Annotated in this window: 14 protein-coding genes; 13 read left to right on the top strand and 1 reads right to left on the bottom strand. The window is 61.9% G+C overall.

Going from position 1 to position 17,820, the window contains the following annotated elements; genetic code table 11:
• Window positions 1-7: 7 nt before the first annotated feature.
• Complete coding sequence (locus O3W51_RS13620; RefSeq protein ID WP_269271809.1) at window positions 8-466, bottom strand: hypothetical protein; 459 nt, start codon at window positions 464-466, stop codon at window positions 8-10.
• Window positions 467-2,039: 1,573 nt separating this feature from the next.
• Between O3W51_RS13620 and O3W51_RS48820 the strand changes: the two genes are divergently transcribed.
• The 13 genes from O3W51_RS48820 (at window position 2,040) to O3W51_RS13560 (ending at window position 17,744) form a co-directional block, all read left to right on the top strand.
• Window positions 2,040-2,393 (top strand): HNH endonuclease, encoded by a 354-nt coding sequence (locus O3W51_RS48820; RefSeq protein WP_443047854.1) that lies wholly within the window; start codon window positions 2,040-2,042, stop codon window positions 2,391-2,393.
• A gap of 208 nt (window positions 2,394-2,601) precedes the next feature.
• Window positions 2,602-2,994 carry a phage terminase small subunit gene (locus O3W51_RS13615; protein WP_443047853.1) on the top strand — a complete coding sequence of 131 codons (393 nt, stop codon included), beginning with the start codon at window positions 2,602-2,604 and terminating at the stop codon, window positions 2,992-2,994.
• Window positions 2,995-3,013: 19 nt separating this feature from the next.
• Window positions 3,014-4,582: a hypothetical protein gene (locus O3W51_RS13610; protein WP_269271807.1), complete on the top strand. Its 1,569-nt coding sequence runs from the start codon at window positions 3,014-3,016 to the stop codon at window positions 4,580-4,582.
• Window positions 4,569-6,017 carry a phage portal protein gene (locus tag O3W51_RS13605; protein ID WP_269271806.1) on the top strand — a complete coding sequence of 483 codons (1,449 nt, stop codon included), beginning with the start codon at window positions 4,569-4,571 and terminating at the stop codon, window positions 6,015-6,017. The genes O3W51_RS13610 and O3W51_RS13605 overlap by 14 nt, the downstream gene beginning before the upstream one ends.
• A 70-nt stretch (window positions 6,018-6,087) precedes the next feature.
• Complete coding sequence (locus O3W51_RS13600) at window positions 6,088-6,684, top strand: hypothetical protein (RefSeq protein ID WP_269271805.1); 597 nt, start codon at window positions 6,088-6,090, stop codon at window positions 6,682-6,684.
• Between the two features lie 16 nt (window positions 6,685-6,700).
• On the top strand, window positions 6,701-7,693 hold the full coding sequence (locus tag O3W51_RS13595; RefSeq protein WP_269271804.1) for a phage major capsid protein: 993 nt from the start codon (window positions 6,701-6,703) through the stop codon (window positions 7,691-7,693).
• A 123-nt stretch (window positions 7,694-7,816) separates the two neighbouring features.
• Entirely contained in the window at window positions 7,817-8,401 is a 585-nt protein-coding gene (locus O3W51_RS13590; protein ID WP_269271803.1) for a phage gp6-like head-tail connector protein, read from the top strand.
• Between the two features lie 306 nt (window positions 8,402-8,707).
• Window positions 8,708-9,067, top strand: coding sequence for a hypothetical protein (locus O3W51_RS13585; RefSeq protein WP_269271802.1), 360 nt, complete (start codon window positions 8,708-8,710; stop codon window positions 9,065-9,067).
• Window positions 9,057-9,449, top strand: coding sequence for a hypothetical protein (locus tag O3W51_RS13580; RefSeq protein ID WP_269271801.1), 393 nt, complete (start codon window positions 9,057-9,059; stop codon window positions 9,447-9,449). Before O3W51_RS13585 ends, O3W51_RS13580 begins: the two co-directional genes overlap by 11 nt.
• Before the next feature lie 77 nt (window positions 9,450-9,526).
• On the top strand, window positions 9,527-10,204 hold the full coding sequence (locus O3W51_RS13575) for a phage tail tube protein (protein WP_269271800.1): 678 nt from the start codon (window positions 9,527-9,529) through the stop codon (window positions 10,202-10,204).
• A gap of 85 nt (window positions 10,205-10,289) precedes the next feature.
• A complete protein-coding gene (locus O3W51_RS13570; protein WP_269271799.1) occupies window positions 10,290-10,589 on the top strand; it encodes a hypothetical protein in 300 nt (99 codons plus the stop codon).
• Between the two features lie 164 nt (window positions 10,590-10,753).
• Window positions 10,754-10,993 carry a hypothetical protein gene (locus O3W51_RS13565; protein WP_269271798.1) on the top strand — a complete coding sequence of 80 codons (240 nt, stop codon included), beginning with the start codon at window positions 10,754-10,756 and terminating at the stop codon, window positions 10,991-10,993.
• A 10-nt stretch (window positions 10,994-11,003) separates the two neighbouring features.
• Window positions 11,004-17,744 carry a CHAP domain-containing protein gene (locus tag O3W51_RS13560; RefSeq protein WP_269271797.1) on the top strand — a complete coding sequence of 2,247 codons (6,741 nt, stop codon included), beginning with the start codon at window positions 11,004-11,006 and terminating at the stop codon, window positions 17,742-17,744.
• Window positions 17,745-17,820: the final 76 nt, after the last annotated feature.

Below are 17,820 nucleotides of genomic sequence, written 5' to 3'. Positions count from 1 at the left end.
GTTCGATCTACTCATTTGCTCCCATACGGTACAGGTCGACCGTCTCCGGAGCAAGATCGTTACCGCTGGGCAGGAATGCCACGGAATCACCGTGCTCGGGTGTACGAGGGACGTACACCCAGCCTGCTTCTTGGCTGTAGTTGAGGGTCTGGCTCTCCAGGCTGTCAAGCCATTTATCATGCTCGGATACCTCGGCCGCCGACAACGTATGATTTTCCAGCTTCGACCTCAAGTGAAGGCGAAGGCTACGGGCAGGGCGCGGGTTCCTCCAATGTTCAGGCAGCACCTGCCAGGGCAAGATGGCCTTATAGTCGATCTTCTTCTCCTTGAAGGGCGCCAGCTTCATACTCACGGCAGCTTCACTCACTCCGTAGGCGTCCGCGATTTCCTTTTGATTCCTGTACTCACCTTTTGCTAGCAGGGTAAACAGCTCGCTTCCCGTGGGAAGGGTATCGGGGCGGGCCATTGGGGGGTCTCTCTTTCTGTGGGTTCGACTGGACTCGTGATATTTCCCCTGCCCTCACCAGAGAAAATCATCCCCCCGTTTCGCTGCCTGCGTCGCCATGTTTCTGGCTACCGGCTTACAGATCCCAGAGAGGCGCAGCCCGCACATGGTGAGGCCCCCCACCCCATGTGACATGATCCTTGTGCCCGGTAGGGGACTAGCCCCATTCGGCGACTTCACTTCGCCGAACCACGACCGCAGAACGGGACGAAGTACGAGAAGCTGCGGGAAGCCGGGTACTCTCCGTTCTTCACCGTCTGCAATTTGTTGAATCGGTGATCTTGCAATCACGACAGCTCTGCGATTGGTCGAGATGTCGACCCGACTTCGCTGATTGCACGATTGTTCAGCATGGAAGTTTCTGAGCTGACCACGCTCCACTGAATCCTAGTGTGATGGATGCGGCCCTGGTCGGGATGCAGTGCCGGCCTACTTGAAGAGAACGCGCGATCGTCCATGCGTGTGCCCCGCCTCTTCTCTCGGTATTTGAGCTTCTCTCGGTCTTTGCTGCTCATGCGCCGATCCTCGGTGTACATGGCTGAGAATATGGCGGAGCCGCCCTGGGAGCGAGTCCACGGAGTCTCTGCCAGATTCTCAGAGTCGTTCACTAAGTTGTGGTCGATCGATGTCGTGTTGGTAGATCGTTGGGCGAACGGCGGGCGACCTCCAGGGCTCAAACCTGAATACCCGTCTCTCGGGGACCCCCACCTCATGCCCATCCAGCCAGCCCACGGTTCTTCGCCTGGGTGCCGCGCCAGTCCTCCCCGCTTCCTCTCCCCCATGCAGTGGTAGTGCCTGCACTGGCGACCGGCGAACCGGCGGAGAGAGGCCGTGTTCAACGGCGAAAAATCTGGGTCGGGCACCTTGCGGAGGCCGCTGTGGGACTGGTGGATACGTCGATGCTTCTCGACGTTTGATCAGGTAGTGCCTCCCGCGCTCTCGGGGTGGCCTGAGACATGCTGTGCCGTTGTCAACCCTGGATCACTCCCGGGGTCACAGCCGTACCGATCATCCGGGCTCGTGACCCAGTTGCCAGTACGTGCACACCATGCCCCGGAGTCGGCGGCTGGTGTGTGGTGACATGCAGAACATTACTTAAGTGTGTACGCACGGTCAAGCCCGCCGAGATGTGACGGCGATCACAGCCGCATCACCGTCTCGCTTTCGAGGCGTGACACCGCTATAGGTATGAGAGAACAACACACGCACACGTTCCTCCCTATAAGGAATACAAGAGATAGAAGATTCCTAGGTACATCTACAGCCTTCAAAGGTTAGTAACTCAGATTCTTCCGAACCTTATGTATCTGTTCTGAAATCTGGTCACCACAACAGATTTTCAGCATCACTCCTTCTGAGCGCTACAAAACTGCTCAGGAGTATCAAGCTCCCCGCAGGGTTGAGGCTCCTTTGATAGAGCGCCCCTGCGGGGCTGTTCTTCCCCCGGAAGCAATTTCATCACGTCACCCCAGTGATGACAGTGCAGTCTGATTTCTTCCGGGGGATGACACCCCGAGACTTTTAGTAGGTATGCATGCCTAGAGCAAAACAAACGTGCTTCCGCTCCGGATGTCCCAGGATTGCCATCAAGGCCGGCGCATGCACAGAACATGCGATACGGCGTGTGGATCCTCGTCAGCCCTGGTCGAATACATCGAAGAGAAACCAGGCCCGGCATGCTGGCTGGTCACGACTGAGGCTCCAGATACTCCGCCGGGATAGCTACCACTGCTACCTGTGCGGGAGCCCTAAAGCAAATGAAGTCGACCACATTATCCCCGTCGCCCTCGGTGGTACGGACGACCCGCTAAACCTTGCAGCATGTTGCAAGACCTGCCATAAGGCCAAGAGCGTCCGCGAGTCGCAGTTCGGTAGATCTGCCCTCTGATTTATCTAATTCAAAGGAGTCCCGCATGTCCTGTAGCCGATCCTGTGACGCCTGCCAGTGTCAGCCCGAAGGCCAGGCGCTCGGTGTCTCACCTCTGCGGACACGTGCGGCTGAGCGTCGGTCGTGGCAGCAGGAGGCACGGGAAGAGCTGGAGGACCTGGGGGACCTGTACGGCCTCCCTCACCGCATGATGCGGGGGGTGCGCTAGTTGGCTGGCCGAGGTGCACCACCCAAAGCAAACGCGGTACGGCGGAACCGCCACGAGACGGCAGAGCTGACCGGGACAGGGTCCAGCATCGTGCCTGAGCTCGACCACCCGGAGCGCTTCCTTCCCGAAGTTCAGGAGTGGTGGGAGACATGGCGCCATTCGCCACAGTCCGAGCAATTCCTACCGACTGACGTTCAGCGTCTCAAGACTCTTACTCTCCTCGTACAGCGTATTTACGAGATGGAAGGTGCCGACCTCCGCGCATATGCGGAGCTGCGCCAGCAGGAATCCTTGCTCGGCGGAACCGTGCTCGATCGCCAGCGCCTGCGTATGCGCATGAAGTCGGGCAGTGATTCGGCGGGGGATGACGTGCTGGACGAGCTAATTGGATAAGTAGATACGGGGTGAGGCTGTGCCGCAGACGGGAAATCTCCCGGCGCATGCGCCTGATCTCACCCTCGGGCATCACATCCTGGCTTGGGCGGAGCGCTTTATTGTCCAGCCGGATGGCGAGCGTGCCGGTTCGCCTTGGCGTTTCACCGAAGAGCAAAAGCACTTCATCAAATGGCTGTACGCGCTCAAGCCTGACGGTTCGTGGGTGTACAACGAGGCCACGCTAAGGCGCGCCAAGGGCTTCGGGAAGACGCCGCTACTCGCAGCATTGGCGATCATTGAGTTCATCGGCCCGTGTCGATTTACCGGCGTCGTCAAGTTGGCTAAGGACGGGACGAAGATCCCGGTTGGCAAGCATGTACATCTTCCTCTAGTCCAGCTTGCGGCCACTTCGCTGGATCAGACAGCCCAGACGATGGACATGATCCGCGGCATGCTTTCGGAGTCGCCGGCGGAGCGTGAATACGACCTCGATATCTCGAAGACGATGATCCAGTTCAAGGGGAATCGGCCGGGCAAGATTACGCCTGTCACGTCTTCCACCCGAGGGAACGAAGGGGCGCGGCCGACGTTCGTCGTCTGTGATGAGACGCATCACTGGGTGCACTCCAACTCGGGGCCCATCTTCCACCAGACGCTACAGCGCAACACGAACAAGACTCTGTCGCAGGGTTCCCGGAGTGTGCAGACGACCAACGCTTACGACCCCAACGAAGACTCTGTTGCGCAGAGGACACACGAAGCGGTCCTGAACGGCCATCCCCTGATCCTCTACGACTGTCGCGAGGCCGAGCCGAACATCGACCTCAAGGACCCCGATCGCGTGCGGGCCGGGTTGGTCGAGGCGTACGGAGACTCCTGGTGGGCGCCGGTTGACCAGCTCGTCAGCGTCATCGTCTACAGCGACAACCCCGCGCACGACTACCGGTTCTACCTCAACAACATTGCGGAGAGCGCGGCGGGTTGGATGAGCAAGGCTGAGTGGGATGCCTGCTTCTCAGACGCTGATCCCATCAAGCCGGGCGATCAGATCACGTGCGGGTTCGATGGGAGTCTCTTCGGCGATGCCACTGGGCTGGTGGGTTGCAGACTGCGTGACGGGCGGCTCTTCACCTTGGGTGTATGGGAGAAGCCAGACCACGCCGGCCCCGATTGGGAAGTTGATGTTCTGGCCGTAGAGGCCGTGATTCAACACGCCTTCGCCACCTATGACGTGGTGTGGATGTACGCGGATCCGCCGTACTGGCAGGAAGCGATCGGTCGGTGGTCGCTCGCGTACGGCGACGATCGAGTCTTCGAGTACTGGACTTCCAAGCCCTCCCGGATGGTGCATGCGCTGGAACGATTCCGTACCGCGGTGACCACCGGTGACCTCTCGCATGAGGACCCGGGAACGCTGACTCGCCACGTCCTCAACGCCGTGAGTCGCGAGATACCGCAGGGAGTCCTCATCCGGAAGGACAGTCCAAAATCCAAACGCAAGATCGACCTCGCCGTGTGCGCCGTGCTGGCTTTCGAGGCCCGCGCGGATGCGATAGCGGACGGCCGGCTGACTAAGAAGAGGAGGCGGGTGATTGGCTTCGGATGATTTCCACCTTGGATCCCCGCCGTCCACTCCGGTGGAATGGCTCATATACCTACAGGGTCGCCTGAGTACCCGGCTGGCCCAGATCCGGCGGTACGCGGACTACTACGAGGGCCGTCAGTCCACGATGCCGTTCAGCCAGAGTCTCTACAACACCGCTTTTGGCGATGCCTTCCGCGACTGGTCCGACAACTTCTGCGGCCTGATCGTGGACTCTGTGAACGAACGCCTCGCGGTTGAGGGCTTCCGGATGACATCGGATCCGGACGCAGACCAGGACGCGCAGCAGATTTGGCTGCGGAACGACATGACCGTGCAGTCGAGTGGTGCCCACCTGGATGCCATGCTGCACGGCGAGTCGTACGCGATTGTGTGGGCGGGCGTCGATGGCGAGCCGATCATCTCGTGTGAGTCCGCCGAGCATGTCATCGTGCAGTACCGGGCCGGATCTCGTACGGAGATTGAGGCCGCCGCGAAATTCTATTCGGATGACTGGGGCAGGCAGTACGCAACCCTGTGGACCGATGAATACGTGTACACCTCGTTCGCCCAGGGACTTGGTTGGTTCCCTCCCGTACAAGCAGATAATCCCCTCAAACGCGTTCCCGTCGTACCGATCTCCAATCGGGCCCGCCTGACAGGCCATCCGACCTCTGACCTTGCGTCAGTGATCCCGCTGCAAGACGCGATCAACAAGACCGGAACGGACGCGCTGGTTGCGTCCGAGATGGCGGCCTTCCCGGCACGCTTCGTGACCGGGCTGGAGATCGTCGAGGACGAGGCCGGAAACCCGATTGAACCGTTCCGGATCGCGATCGACAAGGTGCTCCAGGCGGAGGACCCGCAAGCGAAGTTCGGCCAGTTCCAGTCAGCGGACTTGCAGAACTACAGGACGCTGATCGACATGCTGACTCAGCATCTCGCGGCGATCTCCCGCATCCCCTCCTACATGATTGACCCCAGCGGTCAGCCCGCTACTGGAGAGGGTGCCGAGGCTGCGGAGTACGGACTCGTTGCCAAGGCCCGCGAGCGCATCTTGCACTTCGGTCGCGCTTGGGTCGAGGTCATGAGGCTCTGTTTCGCCGTCAAGGGTGACCCTCGTGCCGACGCCTACGGCGCCGAAGTCATCTGGCGCGAGGTCGAGAACCGCAGTGAAGCACAGCACATGGACGCATTGGTCAAGCTCTTCGCGCTCGGCGTGCCGGCTGCGGTTCTCTGGGAGAAAGCCGGGTTCACTCCACAGGAGATCGACCGCTTTCCCGCGCTGCTGGACCTTCAGGAAGCGCTCATACGCGAGTACCCCTCTGCCATCTCCTCCTCTGCTTCCCAGCCCGCGGGAGCTACGAATGATGTCGCCGAAATGGCGGCAACTGCCCCCCAGGGCAACGCGGGCAATGCTGCTCGCAAGCAGGCCGGGGACGACGCCAGTCGGCGATGACCCTTCGATACAACCTCTCCACTGGCCCCCGGAACGGGGGCTGTCTCGTCTCCGAAATGGATGGCCACACATGACTGACACCACCATCACGCCCGCATCCGCGCAGGCTTCTTCCGCCGCAGTGACAGATCCAGCCGGTACCCCGGTTGACGTAGCTCCTGCGCTCGACCCTTCCGCACTTCAGGCAGAGGTCGAGAAGTGGAAGGGCCTCTCTCGCAAGAACGAAGCGAGCTTCAAGGCCGCGTCCAAGGAACTCGACCAGTTTCGGCAGGTCTCGATGTCCGACCAGGAGCGGGCGCTTGAGCAGGCCCGCACCGAGACACGCACGGCTGTCCTGTCGGAGGTCGGTGAGCGCCTGGCGGCGGCCGAGCTACGCGCCCAGGCGGCCAGCGCGGGGGCGACGCTGCCTGACGCGGACTTCCTGAACCTGTCGCGCTTTGTGAGCGAGGACGGCAGCCCGGATCCGGCAGCGGTGAAGGCATTCGTGTCCACGCTGCCGACGGCCAAGAAGGCCCCGGTATACGCGCAGGGCCTTGGGCTCGGTCGACAGGGGTCCAGCACGGCCGGTCAGATTTCACGCTCCGATCTCGCCCGCATGACTACCGCGCAGATCAACACCGCCCGGGATAAGGGCCTGCTCGATGCCGTCATGCGCGGGGAGATCTAACCACTAAGGACTCTATATGGCAGGTTTTTCTAAGGATGCAGGAGCGCGCCTGACCGCAGGCGTAGAGGGCGTATTCACGCCGGAGATCTGGACGTCTCAGCTACTCCAGGATCTCGAACAGCACAGCATTCTCTCGTCCCCGCTCATCACCAACCGCACCTATGAGGGCGAGTTCCGTAAGGGCGGCGACACGATTCGAGTTCCGCACTTCATCGACACCGTGGAAGACAAGGGCGTCGTGAAGGCGTACGGCGAGATCGGCGAAGCCGACCATGCCGAACTCGACTACATCCGGATGACGGTCCAGAAGGGTTCCTCGTTCCATCTGGAGATCGATTCCCTGGATCAGCTCTTCACTCAGGCCGGTATCGACAAGATGACGTCGCTCGTGCGCCAGCGTGGACGCCGCGCGGCTCGGTCCCTGGACATGGTGGTTGCGGACACCATCACGCATGCGATGAACGGCAAGGACGCGAATTCCGCCCCCGCTGGCGCTCTGCCTGCCGCGATGGTGGATCTGCCGAGCAAGGTGGAGAAGCTGGAGCGGAAGCCGACGGATTCCGCCTACGACATGATCCTCGAAGCGATCATGCAGCTCGACTATATCGAAGCCCCAGAGGACCGCTACCTGGTGATTTCCCCGGGTGTCCGCAAGGAGTTCCTGAAGGATCCGATGTTCATCAACGCATCGTTCTACGGGGGCCAGCCGGTTATCCCAACTGGCCACATCGGCCAGATTCTTAACATCCCGATCTATGTCTCGAACCAGCTTGGCACGGTGAAGACGCCGAACAAGCCGATGGTCGAACCCGCTATTGACAACCTGCGCAATATTGACATGCTGCTCGGTGCAACCAATGCGGTGAGTGTCGTGATCCCGCATGCGGAGATGGCAACTTACAAGCCGGAGAAGAAGTTCACGGACGCGATCAAATCGCGCATTCACTACGACGCGAAGATCGTCCGGCCGGAGCAGCTCATCGCCATCGGCCCGAAAAACCCTTCGTAGCCCTCTCCCCGCTGAAGGTCGCTTCTGGTGAGCCGATGCTCTCCGGTAGTGGCTGGGGTGAGGGTGATGCTGTCGAACCGGTGAAGCCGGTACGGCGCCGGGCCAAGAAGGCGGTGAGCCGCCGTGAGCCTGGCAACCGTTGAGGATGTGGCCGTACGGCTGGGCCGACCGGTCACTGATGAGGAAAGACCGCGCATCAGCGCCTTCCTCGATGACGTCTCAGCCCTGGTGACCGATCACTGTGGCGCCGACTTCCAGTTCCATCGAGATGAGCCAGTGCTCTTGGACCTGGTCCCGGATGCGGAGGTGGCGCTCCCCCGGTTCATGCGTCCCGTTCTTGCTGTAACCAGTGTCGTTGCGGCGGATGGCACGCCTGTGATGGGGCGGTGGCTGTATCGCCGTGGGTCGCTGTGGTTTCCAGGCGGCTGGCAGCTGGTTGCCCAGGAGCACGGGCACTACATCACCGTGACGGCCACATACGGGTATCCGGCCGTGCCGCCTGCTGTGGTGGCCATCGTGTGTGCGGAGGTGGCCCGGTGGCTGGCTGTTCAGCCTGGCGTCATGAGTGAACGCGTCGGCGATCTTGAGATCTCCTACGGCCTCTCCGCTCCCTCTCAGGGACTGTCAGCAGGCGCTCAGCAGGCCCTGCGCAAGTACCGCAGAACCGTGACGTCTCGTGAGGTCAGGAGGTCTCATGCGCTTCGATGACCTCCTAGAAATCCACCGTGCACCGGTCGTCGAAGACGGCTATACGCGTCTACGTGACTGGGATAGCGCTCGGCGAATCTGGTCGGGGCCGGCCTCAGTACAGCCCTACCAAAGCACCGAAGATGATGACCCTTCCACCGAGACGGCAGCCGCGGTACGGACTGCATTCCTTCCGGTATCCGCCGAGCCGAAAGCCTCGGACCGTGTCCTCTATCGAGGCGACTGGTACGAGGTACGGGGCATCCCGGCCCGCTGGGATCGCGGGTCTCTCCGTCATGTGGTCGTCCGCATGTGGGAGGTGACGACGTGAGCAAGCCCAACGGCATTGAGATCGAATGGGATCAACGGGCCCTGGTTCGCCTCGAAGGATCAGCGCAAGCGGCGGCGGAGGTCGAGAAGGCCACGCTGCGCATTGCCAGGCGGTACCGGTCGATGCTGGCCCGGGTGAACCGACGCCGCCCGCATGGGAACCAGACCGCAGCTGCGGTCAATGTCAGGACTGCGGTGGTGTGGATCGACGGGAAGCCCATCGGTGGCGTGGTGCCTGATGCCGATGTTCCCGCGGGTGCTTCCCATGCGATGCATTTGGAGTACGGCACGGACAAGACACCTGCGTACCACTTCCTCCGGGAAGCAGTAGCAAGGGAGCGCCGCAGTGTCGAGTGACCCCATCGCAGTACTCCACGCCTACATCGCGACTCTGCCGGATCTGTCGGGCGTCATGGTGTCCGGTACGCGGATCGGTCGTGTCCGGGGGAAGCCCACGGTCGTGCTGGAAGGCACCGGCGGATACCGGGTGGTGCGCCGCCGGATGGACCGTGCGGACGTGACGATCAACGTCTACCACTCGACGCACACCCAGGCCGCCGGCCTGGCATCCACTCTGCGGGATTCCCTGCTCGATGACCTGCCCGGCACGGTCGTCGGCGGCGCCCAGGTCCTCGATGTTGCCGAGGTCTCCATGCCGTTCCCGCTGCCCGACGCCACGTCAGCCGAGTTCCGATACGTCCACGACATTGCGCTCTACCTCACCGAGGCATCCGCCTGACCCAGCCCCATCCCCGCAAGCGGTCACCCAACTGGTGGCCGCTTTTTCCATGCCCCGATCCTTGAGAGAGACTGCCTATGGCTGCTGTTGGCAATGATGCTAAGCAAATTCGATTCGCACCCCATGGTGCCCTCTACGTTCATTTCGGTGCGCTCGCTGTCGATGCTCTGCCACAGGGCGTTGATGACGACCTGAAGACTGCCGGGTTCATCGCGCTGGGCTACTGCTCGGAGGACGGAACCGAAATCACACCGAAGATCGAGACGGACGAGCTGGCCGTCTGGCAGAGTTCCGTTCCGGTCCTGCGCTATGTGAAGTCGGCCGCGTTTCAGGTCAAGTCGACTCTGATGCAGGGCAATGACGTGACCACCCGGCTGTTCTACGGCTCGGAGTGGGTCAAGGTCACGCCGAAGAAGCCGGGTGACCGGGAACAGTACCGGCTGGATATCTCCTCCAATCCGGATCTCGCGGAGGTCTCGCTGGTCGTGGACTGGTCGGACGATGCTGCGAAGTACCGGGCAGTTGTCGGCCGCGCCATGGTGAGTGACCGCGGCTCGATCTCCCTGACCCGCACCAAGAACCAGACCTTCGAACTGACCCTTGACGCACTGGATAGCGACGGCACTCTGGGCTATCTCCTGACCGACGACCCGTCGATTGCTCCGATCACGGCGCTTCCCCTCTTCGCCGACAGCGTGGATGCCGGCACCACGATGCGGAAGTCTCCCGCAGTGTCCGCGCCGCCCGATGCCTGATCTATCTATTTAACTCTGAGCCTTCCGGGGCTGGCTCAAACCGCCCCGGCACTCACCCTTTCCCCCTGTCCTGTGGAGTACAAATATGGCTGTCCCGACCGCTAAGAAGACCCCGACCGCCGCTGCGAAGAAGGCCGAGGCAACCGGCCAGCCGACAGAGGTCGAGTACAAGAACATCACGTTCCTTGTGGAGTCCGCGAAGCGCCTGCCCCTTCCTGTTCTGGAGGCAATCGAGGACGACCGTGGTGAACTGGCGATTATCCGTGCCATCGTCGGCCCGACTCAGTGGGCAAAGTTCTCGACGACCGAGCCGACTATCGAGGATTTCGAGGAGTTCGCCAACCTCATCACCCAGGGTGCCGGGTTCGGTGATTCGGGAAACTGATTCGCACCCTCACCGTACTGAGGGACCACAGCGATGAGCTTGAGGCCGACCTGCTAGAGGTGTACGGGGTCGATCTGCTGGACCTGTGGACAGGTCAACTCTCCCTGAGACGCGTGCATGTACTCATCTCCTCGCTCCTATCCCGGCAAGGGTCTGGGGCACTGGTGACGGCGGTAGATGAGTCGGCGATCTGGTCGCACGAGGCTCATATCCTGGCGCGTATCTCCGATTCGCTGGAGGCCGCTAACTACATGTTCATCCGCGCCAATTCCAGCGGAGACAGTGATATCGATCCGCCCGAGCCCATGTGGCGCCCGGGTGTTGCCGAGAGCGAGCCGACCAAACCTGTCATGGCCTCCGGCGCAGAACTCGCCGCGTGGTTTGGCGAGATGAACTCAATCTAAGGGGGCCTTGATGGCTGAGGATCAGGGCATACCCGTAGCGCGGGCCAAGGTTCCGGTAGTTCCGACGCTCGATCTTTCCGCGACGCGAACGATGCAGGAAGAGACGGTTCGGGCTATCGGACGTACCGCCGATGAGGCGGGCAAGGCATTCGAACGAGGCTTTGTTCCCAAGGTCTCCGCCGCGCTGGAGGAGATGGCCGCCGAGGCCGCCGAGGCCGGTAAGGCGTCCGAGGCCGCTCTCAAAGCCGCTGCCACGCGGGCCGCTCAGGCCCAGGTCAAGGCGATTCAATGGGTCGTCGAGACGGAGGGCCAGGCCACCGCGACCATCGTCCGCCTAGCGTTCCAAGCCGCCGACGAAAAATACAACGCCCTGAAAGGTCTCTCTGCCCGGCATAAGCGCATCCTGTCGACAATGGGCCTGGACGAAGAATCCGCCGTCAAGACGATGGTCAAGGCCAGCCAGCTCGGAGAACTCCGCAAGCAGGAGGCTTTCAAGGCAACGGGCTTTGAGTACAAGGCTGTTCTGCGGCAGAACAACGCGGCGTTGCAGGCGAGTCTGCGTGAGGGTCTGCGTGACTACAAGGCAGCGAAGACCCAGGAAATGCAGGCCGAACGCCAAGTCACCATGGACTACAAGGCAGAACTGACGGAGCGTCTGGCTCAGCTGCGTACCCAGCTCACTGCCGCTACGGCAGCGCAAGAGGCTGCTGCTGTACGGCAGGCCGGCCTACTGACCACGATGGGTACCGGCTTCCGACGGGGCGCCCAGCAGCTCGACCATTTGGGTATTCAGTCGGCGGAGCTGGCAACGCTACTCGGCCGCAATGTCATTGCTCCCCTCGCTATCGCTGGCGGTCTGGCCACGACATTCGGCGTGAAGGCGACCGACAGTTTCGACAAGGCCGCGAACTCGCTCGGAGGACTCGGCGTGTCGATCACGGCAACGAAGGTCATGCTGAACGACCTTCAGGACTTTGCCATCAACTCCTCGTTCAGTCTTGCCGATATGAACGAGTTCGCTCCGCAGTACGTACGTATCCTCACGTCCCACGGGACGAAGCCGGACACTGCCGCCAAGCAGTCCGAACAGCTCATCAAGGCCATCGCGAACAACGCGGCCAAGGGCGGTATCACCGACCCTGAGAAGCTGTCTCGCGCCATGCAGCAGATCGCGTACATCCTGGATACCGACAAGCTGACCCTCCGAAATCTCAAGCCGTTCGAGAACGCTACGAACATGTCCATGCAGCAGATCGCGACCATGCTCGGCTACAAGGACCAAAGCGGTACCAGTGTGGTTCCCTCCAAGGGGCAGCACTATGACAAGAAGTATGTCGAGCAGACCGATAAGGCCCACTACTCCAAGGACACTAAGGGCAATTGGAAGGCGGACGAGAAGGGCGAGTTCATCAAGAACTCGCGCGGCGGCTATACCAAGGACGCCGGTCACTACGAGTGGGTCAAGAACAACGGCGGTAAGTACGTTCAGAACGGCTTCAAGGACGGGAAGCCGAACTACGTAGAAGACAAGGGCACGCCGGGGAAGCGAAAGACCGCCTCCGCTCTCCTCATGGCCGACATGACGGAATCGAAAGCCCCGAGCGGCCGGAAGTTCGTTGAAGAGATCATCAACTCGGGCAAGGGCATTGATGATTCAGCGAAGAGGGCGCAGACCGCTACGATCAGTGGTCGCCTTCAGGGCATGAAGGAAGGGATGCAGCGCGACCTCATGGGCCTGTTTGCCCAGCGCGACAAGAACGGAAAATTTGAGGTCGCCCGCGATCCGGATACCGGCATGCTCACGCACGTCAAGACCGACCTATACATGAATGTCCTCAAGGTTCTCGACGGGCTGAAGGTTCTGTGGGTAGAAGTTCTTCCCGGCATGAAGGTCGCGGCGAAATCGTTTGTTGACGGCCTGAATCGGGTCATCAGCATTGCGACGTCCGCCGTGGCATTCCTCAAGGATCACCCCGCGCTTCAGGGGTTCATGAAGACGCTCATCTCCTTCTCGCTCAAGGCGCTGCCGCTTCTGATTGCTTTCGGTGTGGCTGCGAAGATCTTGGGGAAGGTCGGTTCGATCGCCTCCGGGCTCGGCGGATCAGCCAAGATCCTCGGTAAGGCCGTCGTCGGTACAGCCAAGGGACTGGGCACTGCGGCTCTCGGCCTGTCCCGTAGTGCAAAGCATCTCGGTGCCGGGGTGCTCTCCTCCCGTGGTGGCGGATCCTTCACTGGGGGCTACCGAGCCTCCCGAAACCGCACACGGGCCGCACAGGCCGACGGGTGGGGGTGGAGCAACGATCTCCGCGAAAGCCGTGACAACACACGCAGGCGGATGGGTCAGAGCAGGACGGACACCCTGCGGGGAACCGCCCGTACTGCCATCCAGCGAGGCTCTGGCGGCCGGATCGACTTCGACGAACGCGACAGCCGGTCACGAGCACGAGATGACTACCGGCGTCGGGATCGCGCGCTGCGTCGTTACCGCGACCGGACTCCGCAGACCGCCGATAATGCGCGGGATCACCTGCGTACTGAGCGCGATCTCCGTGAGAACCGTGCTCGGTATGACCAGACTCGACAGAGCAGCCGGCAGCGGTCGCGAGAGCAGTACCGCTCCGGCCGGGATGCCGTGGATCGCTCACATGACCGCGGGGACATCTCCCGTTCCGAGCGCGATCAGCTCACCCGCCAACTGCGCGGTACGCATCAGCAAGAGGGCAGGGAGAGGCGACAGCGCAGCCGCAATACGGCCAGCGATCACCTGCCCGCAGTCCCCCGGACTCAGACCGAAGCCTTGAATCTGAACACCAGCGAGGCCGAGAGGGCCATCAAAGCGGTCGAGGACAAGCTCAAGCTGATGGACCTGGAGATCAAGCGCATCAATGAGGTGCGATTGGCCCATCTTCAAGGCGAGTTCGATGGCAGTACACCGTCTGTCTCGTTCTCGGCGGTCAAGGCACGCGAGGCGATTGAGCACATCAAGAACCTTGGTATCGCCGCGTTGAACAGTGCCGATCTCAGCCCGACCCGGAACAACTTGTCCGGCGCGGGCGCGGGATCGGTGGAGAGCTCCGCCATGAAGGCGGAGTCGGCGGTCAAGGCAATCAAGACGCAAGCCCTGGAACCGGTGAACGGATCCTCTCTCGCCCGCGTTCAGGGTGAATTGGGTGGGCCGACTGCGTCGCTGGCATCCTCAGCCGGTGAGGCCGAAGGCAAGATCAAGGGTGCCCGGTCTGCGATAACTAATCTTAATGTGAGTGCGTCCACAGCCAGTGTGCGGAGCCAGTTCGACGGGGCGGAAGGATCTCTCAAGGCTTCGGTACAGGAGACCAAAGCGGCTGTCACTCGCCTGACAACGGCCATCCGTGGACTGAAAGACATCAGCTTCTACACCGTCAATGGCAAATTTACGGGCGCCGATAGCCTGAAGTCCCGAGTCCTTGAAGTGAAGGATGCGGTCGGACTTCCGTCCGGCCGGTCCGGTCTGAACTACGCGCTTAATAAGATCAATAGTGTCAGCTACGGCACCGCTGAGAAGCGCCTCAAGTCACTGGAAGGAAAAGTCAACGACGTCACGAAGGCCGTCGGTCTCCTGGCGGCGGCCCTCAAGTCCGTGGACGATGCGACGGGTGGGGACAGCGATAAGAACGGCGCGGGTGGCGGTAACAAGAAGAGCGGCGGCAAGAAGAAGGCCGCTCGCTCCGCTGCCCCGCTGGTACGCGGCTTCGTGGACCATGGTGTGCATGCCTCCTTCGGTGGCGGATCGATTGGTCCGTCTGCGGGGGCCAGTGCCAGCGGTGGCTCTGCTGCTGCCATGTCTGCAAGTCCCCGTGCAGGCTTCGCCCGCATGTCTGCGCTGGCAGCACCCCGTCTCGGCGCTCCTCGAAGCGGCGGCTCCGGCGGCGGCGGTGGCGGTATCTCCAGCCTCTTCGGCGGCCTGGACGAACTGACCAAGATCCTGGATCTCTCCAGTCTCGTCCGCACGGCGACGACAGCAATTGGTGTCGATAGCGCGACGACGGGACTCGGAGATACCGGGAAGAACGTACGCGCTTGGGTCGGCGATAAGACGCAGTGGGCTGGAAGCAAGTTCTCCGGACTCCCTGACCAACTCACCAACTGGGTGACGCAGAAGTTGCCCCCTTGGCTGACGGAACAGCCTGAGGGCGCCCCGTGGTCGCAACTGGCCGGCCTTGCGATGGGGTTGGTCAACCCTGTCGTCTCCAGCTCCTTTATGGAGAACGTGTATCACGGAGAAGGAAACGTTCTCGGGCGGGCTGGCCGGATGACCACCGACATATTCAGCCTCGATACCATCGGGGAGGTATTCAGCAACCTCGTCGAGCTAGTCAAATCCTTGTGGTCCGGCGCCGAGGAGCTGGTGAAGCTCAACATACAATTCCTCACCAATCCCACGGGCGTTGTCGAGGATCTGAAGGACTGGGCAACCACCACTTTCGGCTCCTTCATCGGAATGTTCCGTGATTCCTGGAAACTGTTCACGTCGTTCCTGTCCAATCCCTCGCAGTACGGAAAGGAAATCATTGGCGATCTGCTTTCCGGGCTGAAGGACGCGCTACCGAACATGAAGGGGCTCTTCGACTTCTCGACGGGCTATGCCAACGGCGGCGTGGTTCCCGGGTACTCTCCCGGCCGCGACAGTGTGCGTACGATGCTGTCGCCCGGTGAGGCTGTGTTGCGACCCGAGGTCGTACGCATGATGGGAACAGGGCAGATCGACGGGCTGAATGCCGCTGCTCGTGGGGGGAACTTTAAGAGTCTCGCCGAGCAGATTGAGGCGATGTGGCGGACCCTGATTCAGCCGAGTTTCGTCAGCATGTCGCAGGAAGTTACGACGGATCTGTCTCCGACCACCGAGGCATTCAAGGTGGCATCGGTTGGTGCCTGGTCGACGATCGGCACGGCGGTACAGACTGCGTGGCAGTCGTCCGCGCAGCCGTCCATGACGGCCTGGTCGACTCAGGTACGCGGCGATCTCACGCAGTCGGAACGAGCTTTCCTTGCGTCGCATCAGCTGGTGTGGTCGCAGGCTGCACAGCAGGTTGACCGCTCTAAGCAGTCGTCACTTGCCTCGCTTGCCGCGCTTGGTCGTGGTGTCGGAGGTCTCGATGGACAGTTCCGCTCTGCGGGGTCTTCCATCACGGGAACCTGGCGGTCCGCGATGTCGTATGTGGACGCGTCCACTCGATCGACTGTCACGGGGCCGTACAACCGCGGTGCCGTGTCAATGACGGCATCAATGGCGCGACTCGCAGGTTCTGCAGCGCCTTTGCAGCCGCTTCGGTTCGCGACTGGTGGTGTCGTTCCAGGCTACGCGCCGGAACGGGATACGGTGCCGGCCATCCTCTCTCCGGGTGAGGGAATCCTCCGTCCGGAGGTGGTTCGAGCTTTGGGTGCCGATCAGATCCACACATGGAATCGGACCGCTCGCAGAGGCGGCAACGCCTTCGCTGCTGGTGGGATCGTGCAGCCAATCGGATGGAAGGGGCAGTCAGGAAGCGACTGGGTTACCGCGCACAAGGCCGATCCCTACACCGGGTACGCCGATGCGATCACGCGCGGATGGTCGGAGAACCTCAGCGGTTTCACTGCTGGGCTCCGTGATGCGTTCGGTGTGATGGGCGGGGTAGGCAGCGGCATGTTCGGCTCGTTCAGGTCGAACCTACTCGGCTGGGGCCGGTACCTCGACGAGCATGTCGGCGGTGCTTCGGCTGCGGTGAAGGCCGCACAGCAGGAGCTCGGATACACCGAGTCCGGGCCGAACTCAGTCAAGTACAACCAGTTCAACGGCGAGGAGTGGTGCGCGGACTTCGTGTCATGGGTGGTCGACAAGGCGGGTGCGAACTCCTCGTACTGGAACTCTCCGCAGGGCACGCCGGCCAACCGATGGCCGAGCGTATCCACCTGGAACGCGGAGGCCGCGGGCTCGCGTATCGACGCCTCGCAGGCACGTGCCGGCGATGTAGTCACCTTCCGCAATGGCGGTCATATCGGCATGGTCGAGTCAGCTCTCGGTGGCGTCTTTCACACTATCGAGGGCAACACCGGCCCGTCAGTGCGGCGATTGGTGAGGGCAATGTCTGACCCTGATCATGTATTCCGTCCTCGTGGCGGTGGTGGTCAAGGCGTGAGCTTTGCCGGGTGGCCGGGCGCCTACACACAGGGTGTGGACATCCCGGATGCTGGCGGCCTCGACGGCGGCACGCCGGATCGCAACAAGACTGTCGGCAGGCAGCTGCTGCGCGACCGGGGATGGGGCAGTCAGTTCGGTGCTCTGGATGCCGTGTGGTCACGCGAGTCAGGATGGAACCAGCTCGCCCGTAACCGCGACAGCGGCGCCTACGGCATCCCCCAGTCGCTTCCCGCTAGCAAGATGGCGGCGGCCGGGTCTGACTGGCTCACCAACCCGGTGACTCAGGAGCGGTGGGGCCTGGGCTACATCAAGGAGCGCTACGGCGATCCTGCGCAGGCGTGGGACTTCTGGCAGCGCAACCACTGGTACGCCAAGGGCACGAACAGTGCGTCGCCCGGTCTCGCCCTGGTGGGCGAGCAGGGCCCAGAACTCGTGGCCTTCCGGGGCGGCGAGCGAGTTCACACCGCGCAGGAGACATCCGAGCTCCTGGGTGGCCGTGCCGTGAACGTCACGGTGAACGCGGCGCCGGACGTGCCGACCGAGGAGACCATCCTCCGAGCCATGGACCGTGCGTACATGATGCACGGCCTTTAACGGCGGCACAGTAAGAGAGACAGGGCAGGGAGATCTAACGGACTTCCTGCCCTGTCTCATTATCAGAGGCAGGCCC

Source organism: Streptomyces sp. H39-C1 (assembly GCF_027158125.1).
In the GTDB taxonomy this organism is placed as follows: domain Bacteria; phylum Actinomycetota; class Actinomycetes; order Streptomycetales; family Streptomycetaceae; genus Actinacidiphila; species Actinacidiphila fildesensis.
The sequence above is the reverse complement of the archived record's forward strand: the minus strand, read 5'-3'. Positions and strand labels throughout refer to the sequence as shown.

Coding starts and splice junctions, on each gene's coding strand:
- O3W51_RS13560 (WP_269271797.1), top strand. CDS start 11,004: ATGGCTGAGGATCAGGGCATACCCGTAGCGCGGGCCAAGGTTCCGGTA.
- O3W51_RS48820 (WP_443047854.1), top strand. CDS start 2,040: ATGCCTAGAGCAAAACAAACGTGCTTCCGCTCCGGATGTCCCAGGATT.
- O3W51_RS13595 (WP_269271804.1), top strand. CDS start 6,701: ATGGCAGGTTTTTCTAAGGATGCAGGAGCGCGCCTGACCGCAGGCGTA.
- O3W51_RS13570 (WP_269271799.1), top strand. CDS start 10,290: ATGGCTGTCCCGACCGCTAAGAAGACCCCGACCGCCGCTGCGAAGAAG.
- O3W51_RS13575 (WP_269271800.1), top strand. CDS start 9,527: ATGGCTGCTGTTGGCAATGATGCTAAGCAAATTCGATTCGCACCCCAT.
- O3W51_RS13620 (WP_269271809.1), bottom strand. CDS start 466: ATGGCCCGCCCCGATACCCTTCCCACGGGAAGCGAGCTGTTTACCCTG.
- O3W51_RS13600 (WP_269271805.1), top strand. CDS start 6,088: ATGACTGACACCACCATCACGCCCGCATCCGCGCAGGCTTCTTCCGCC.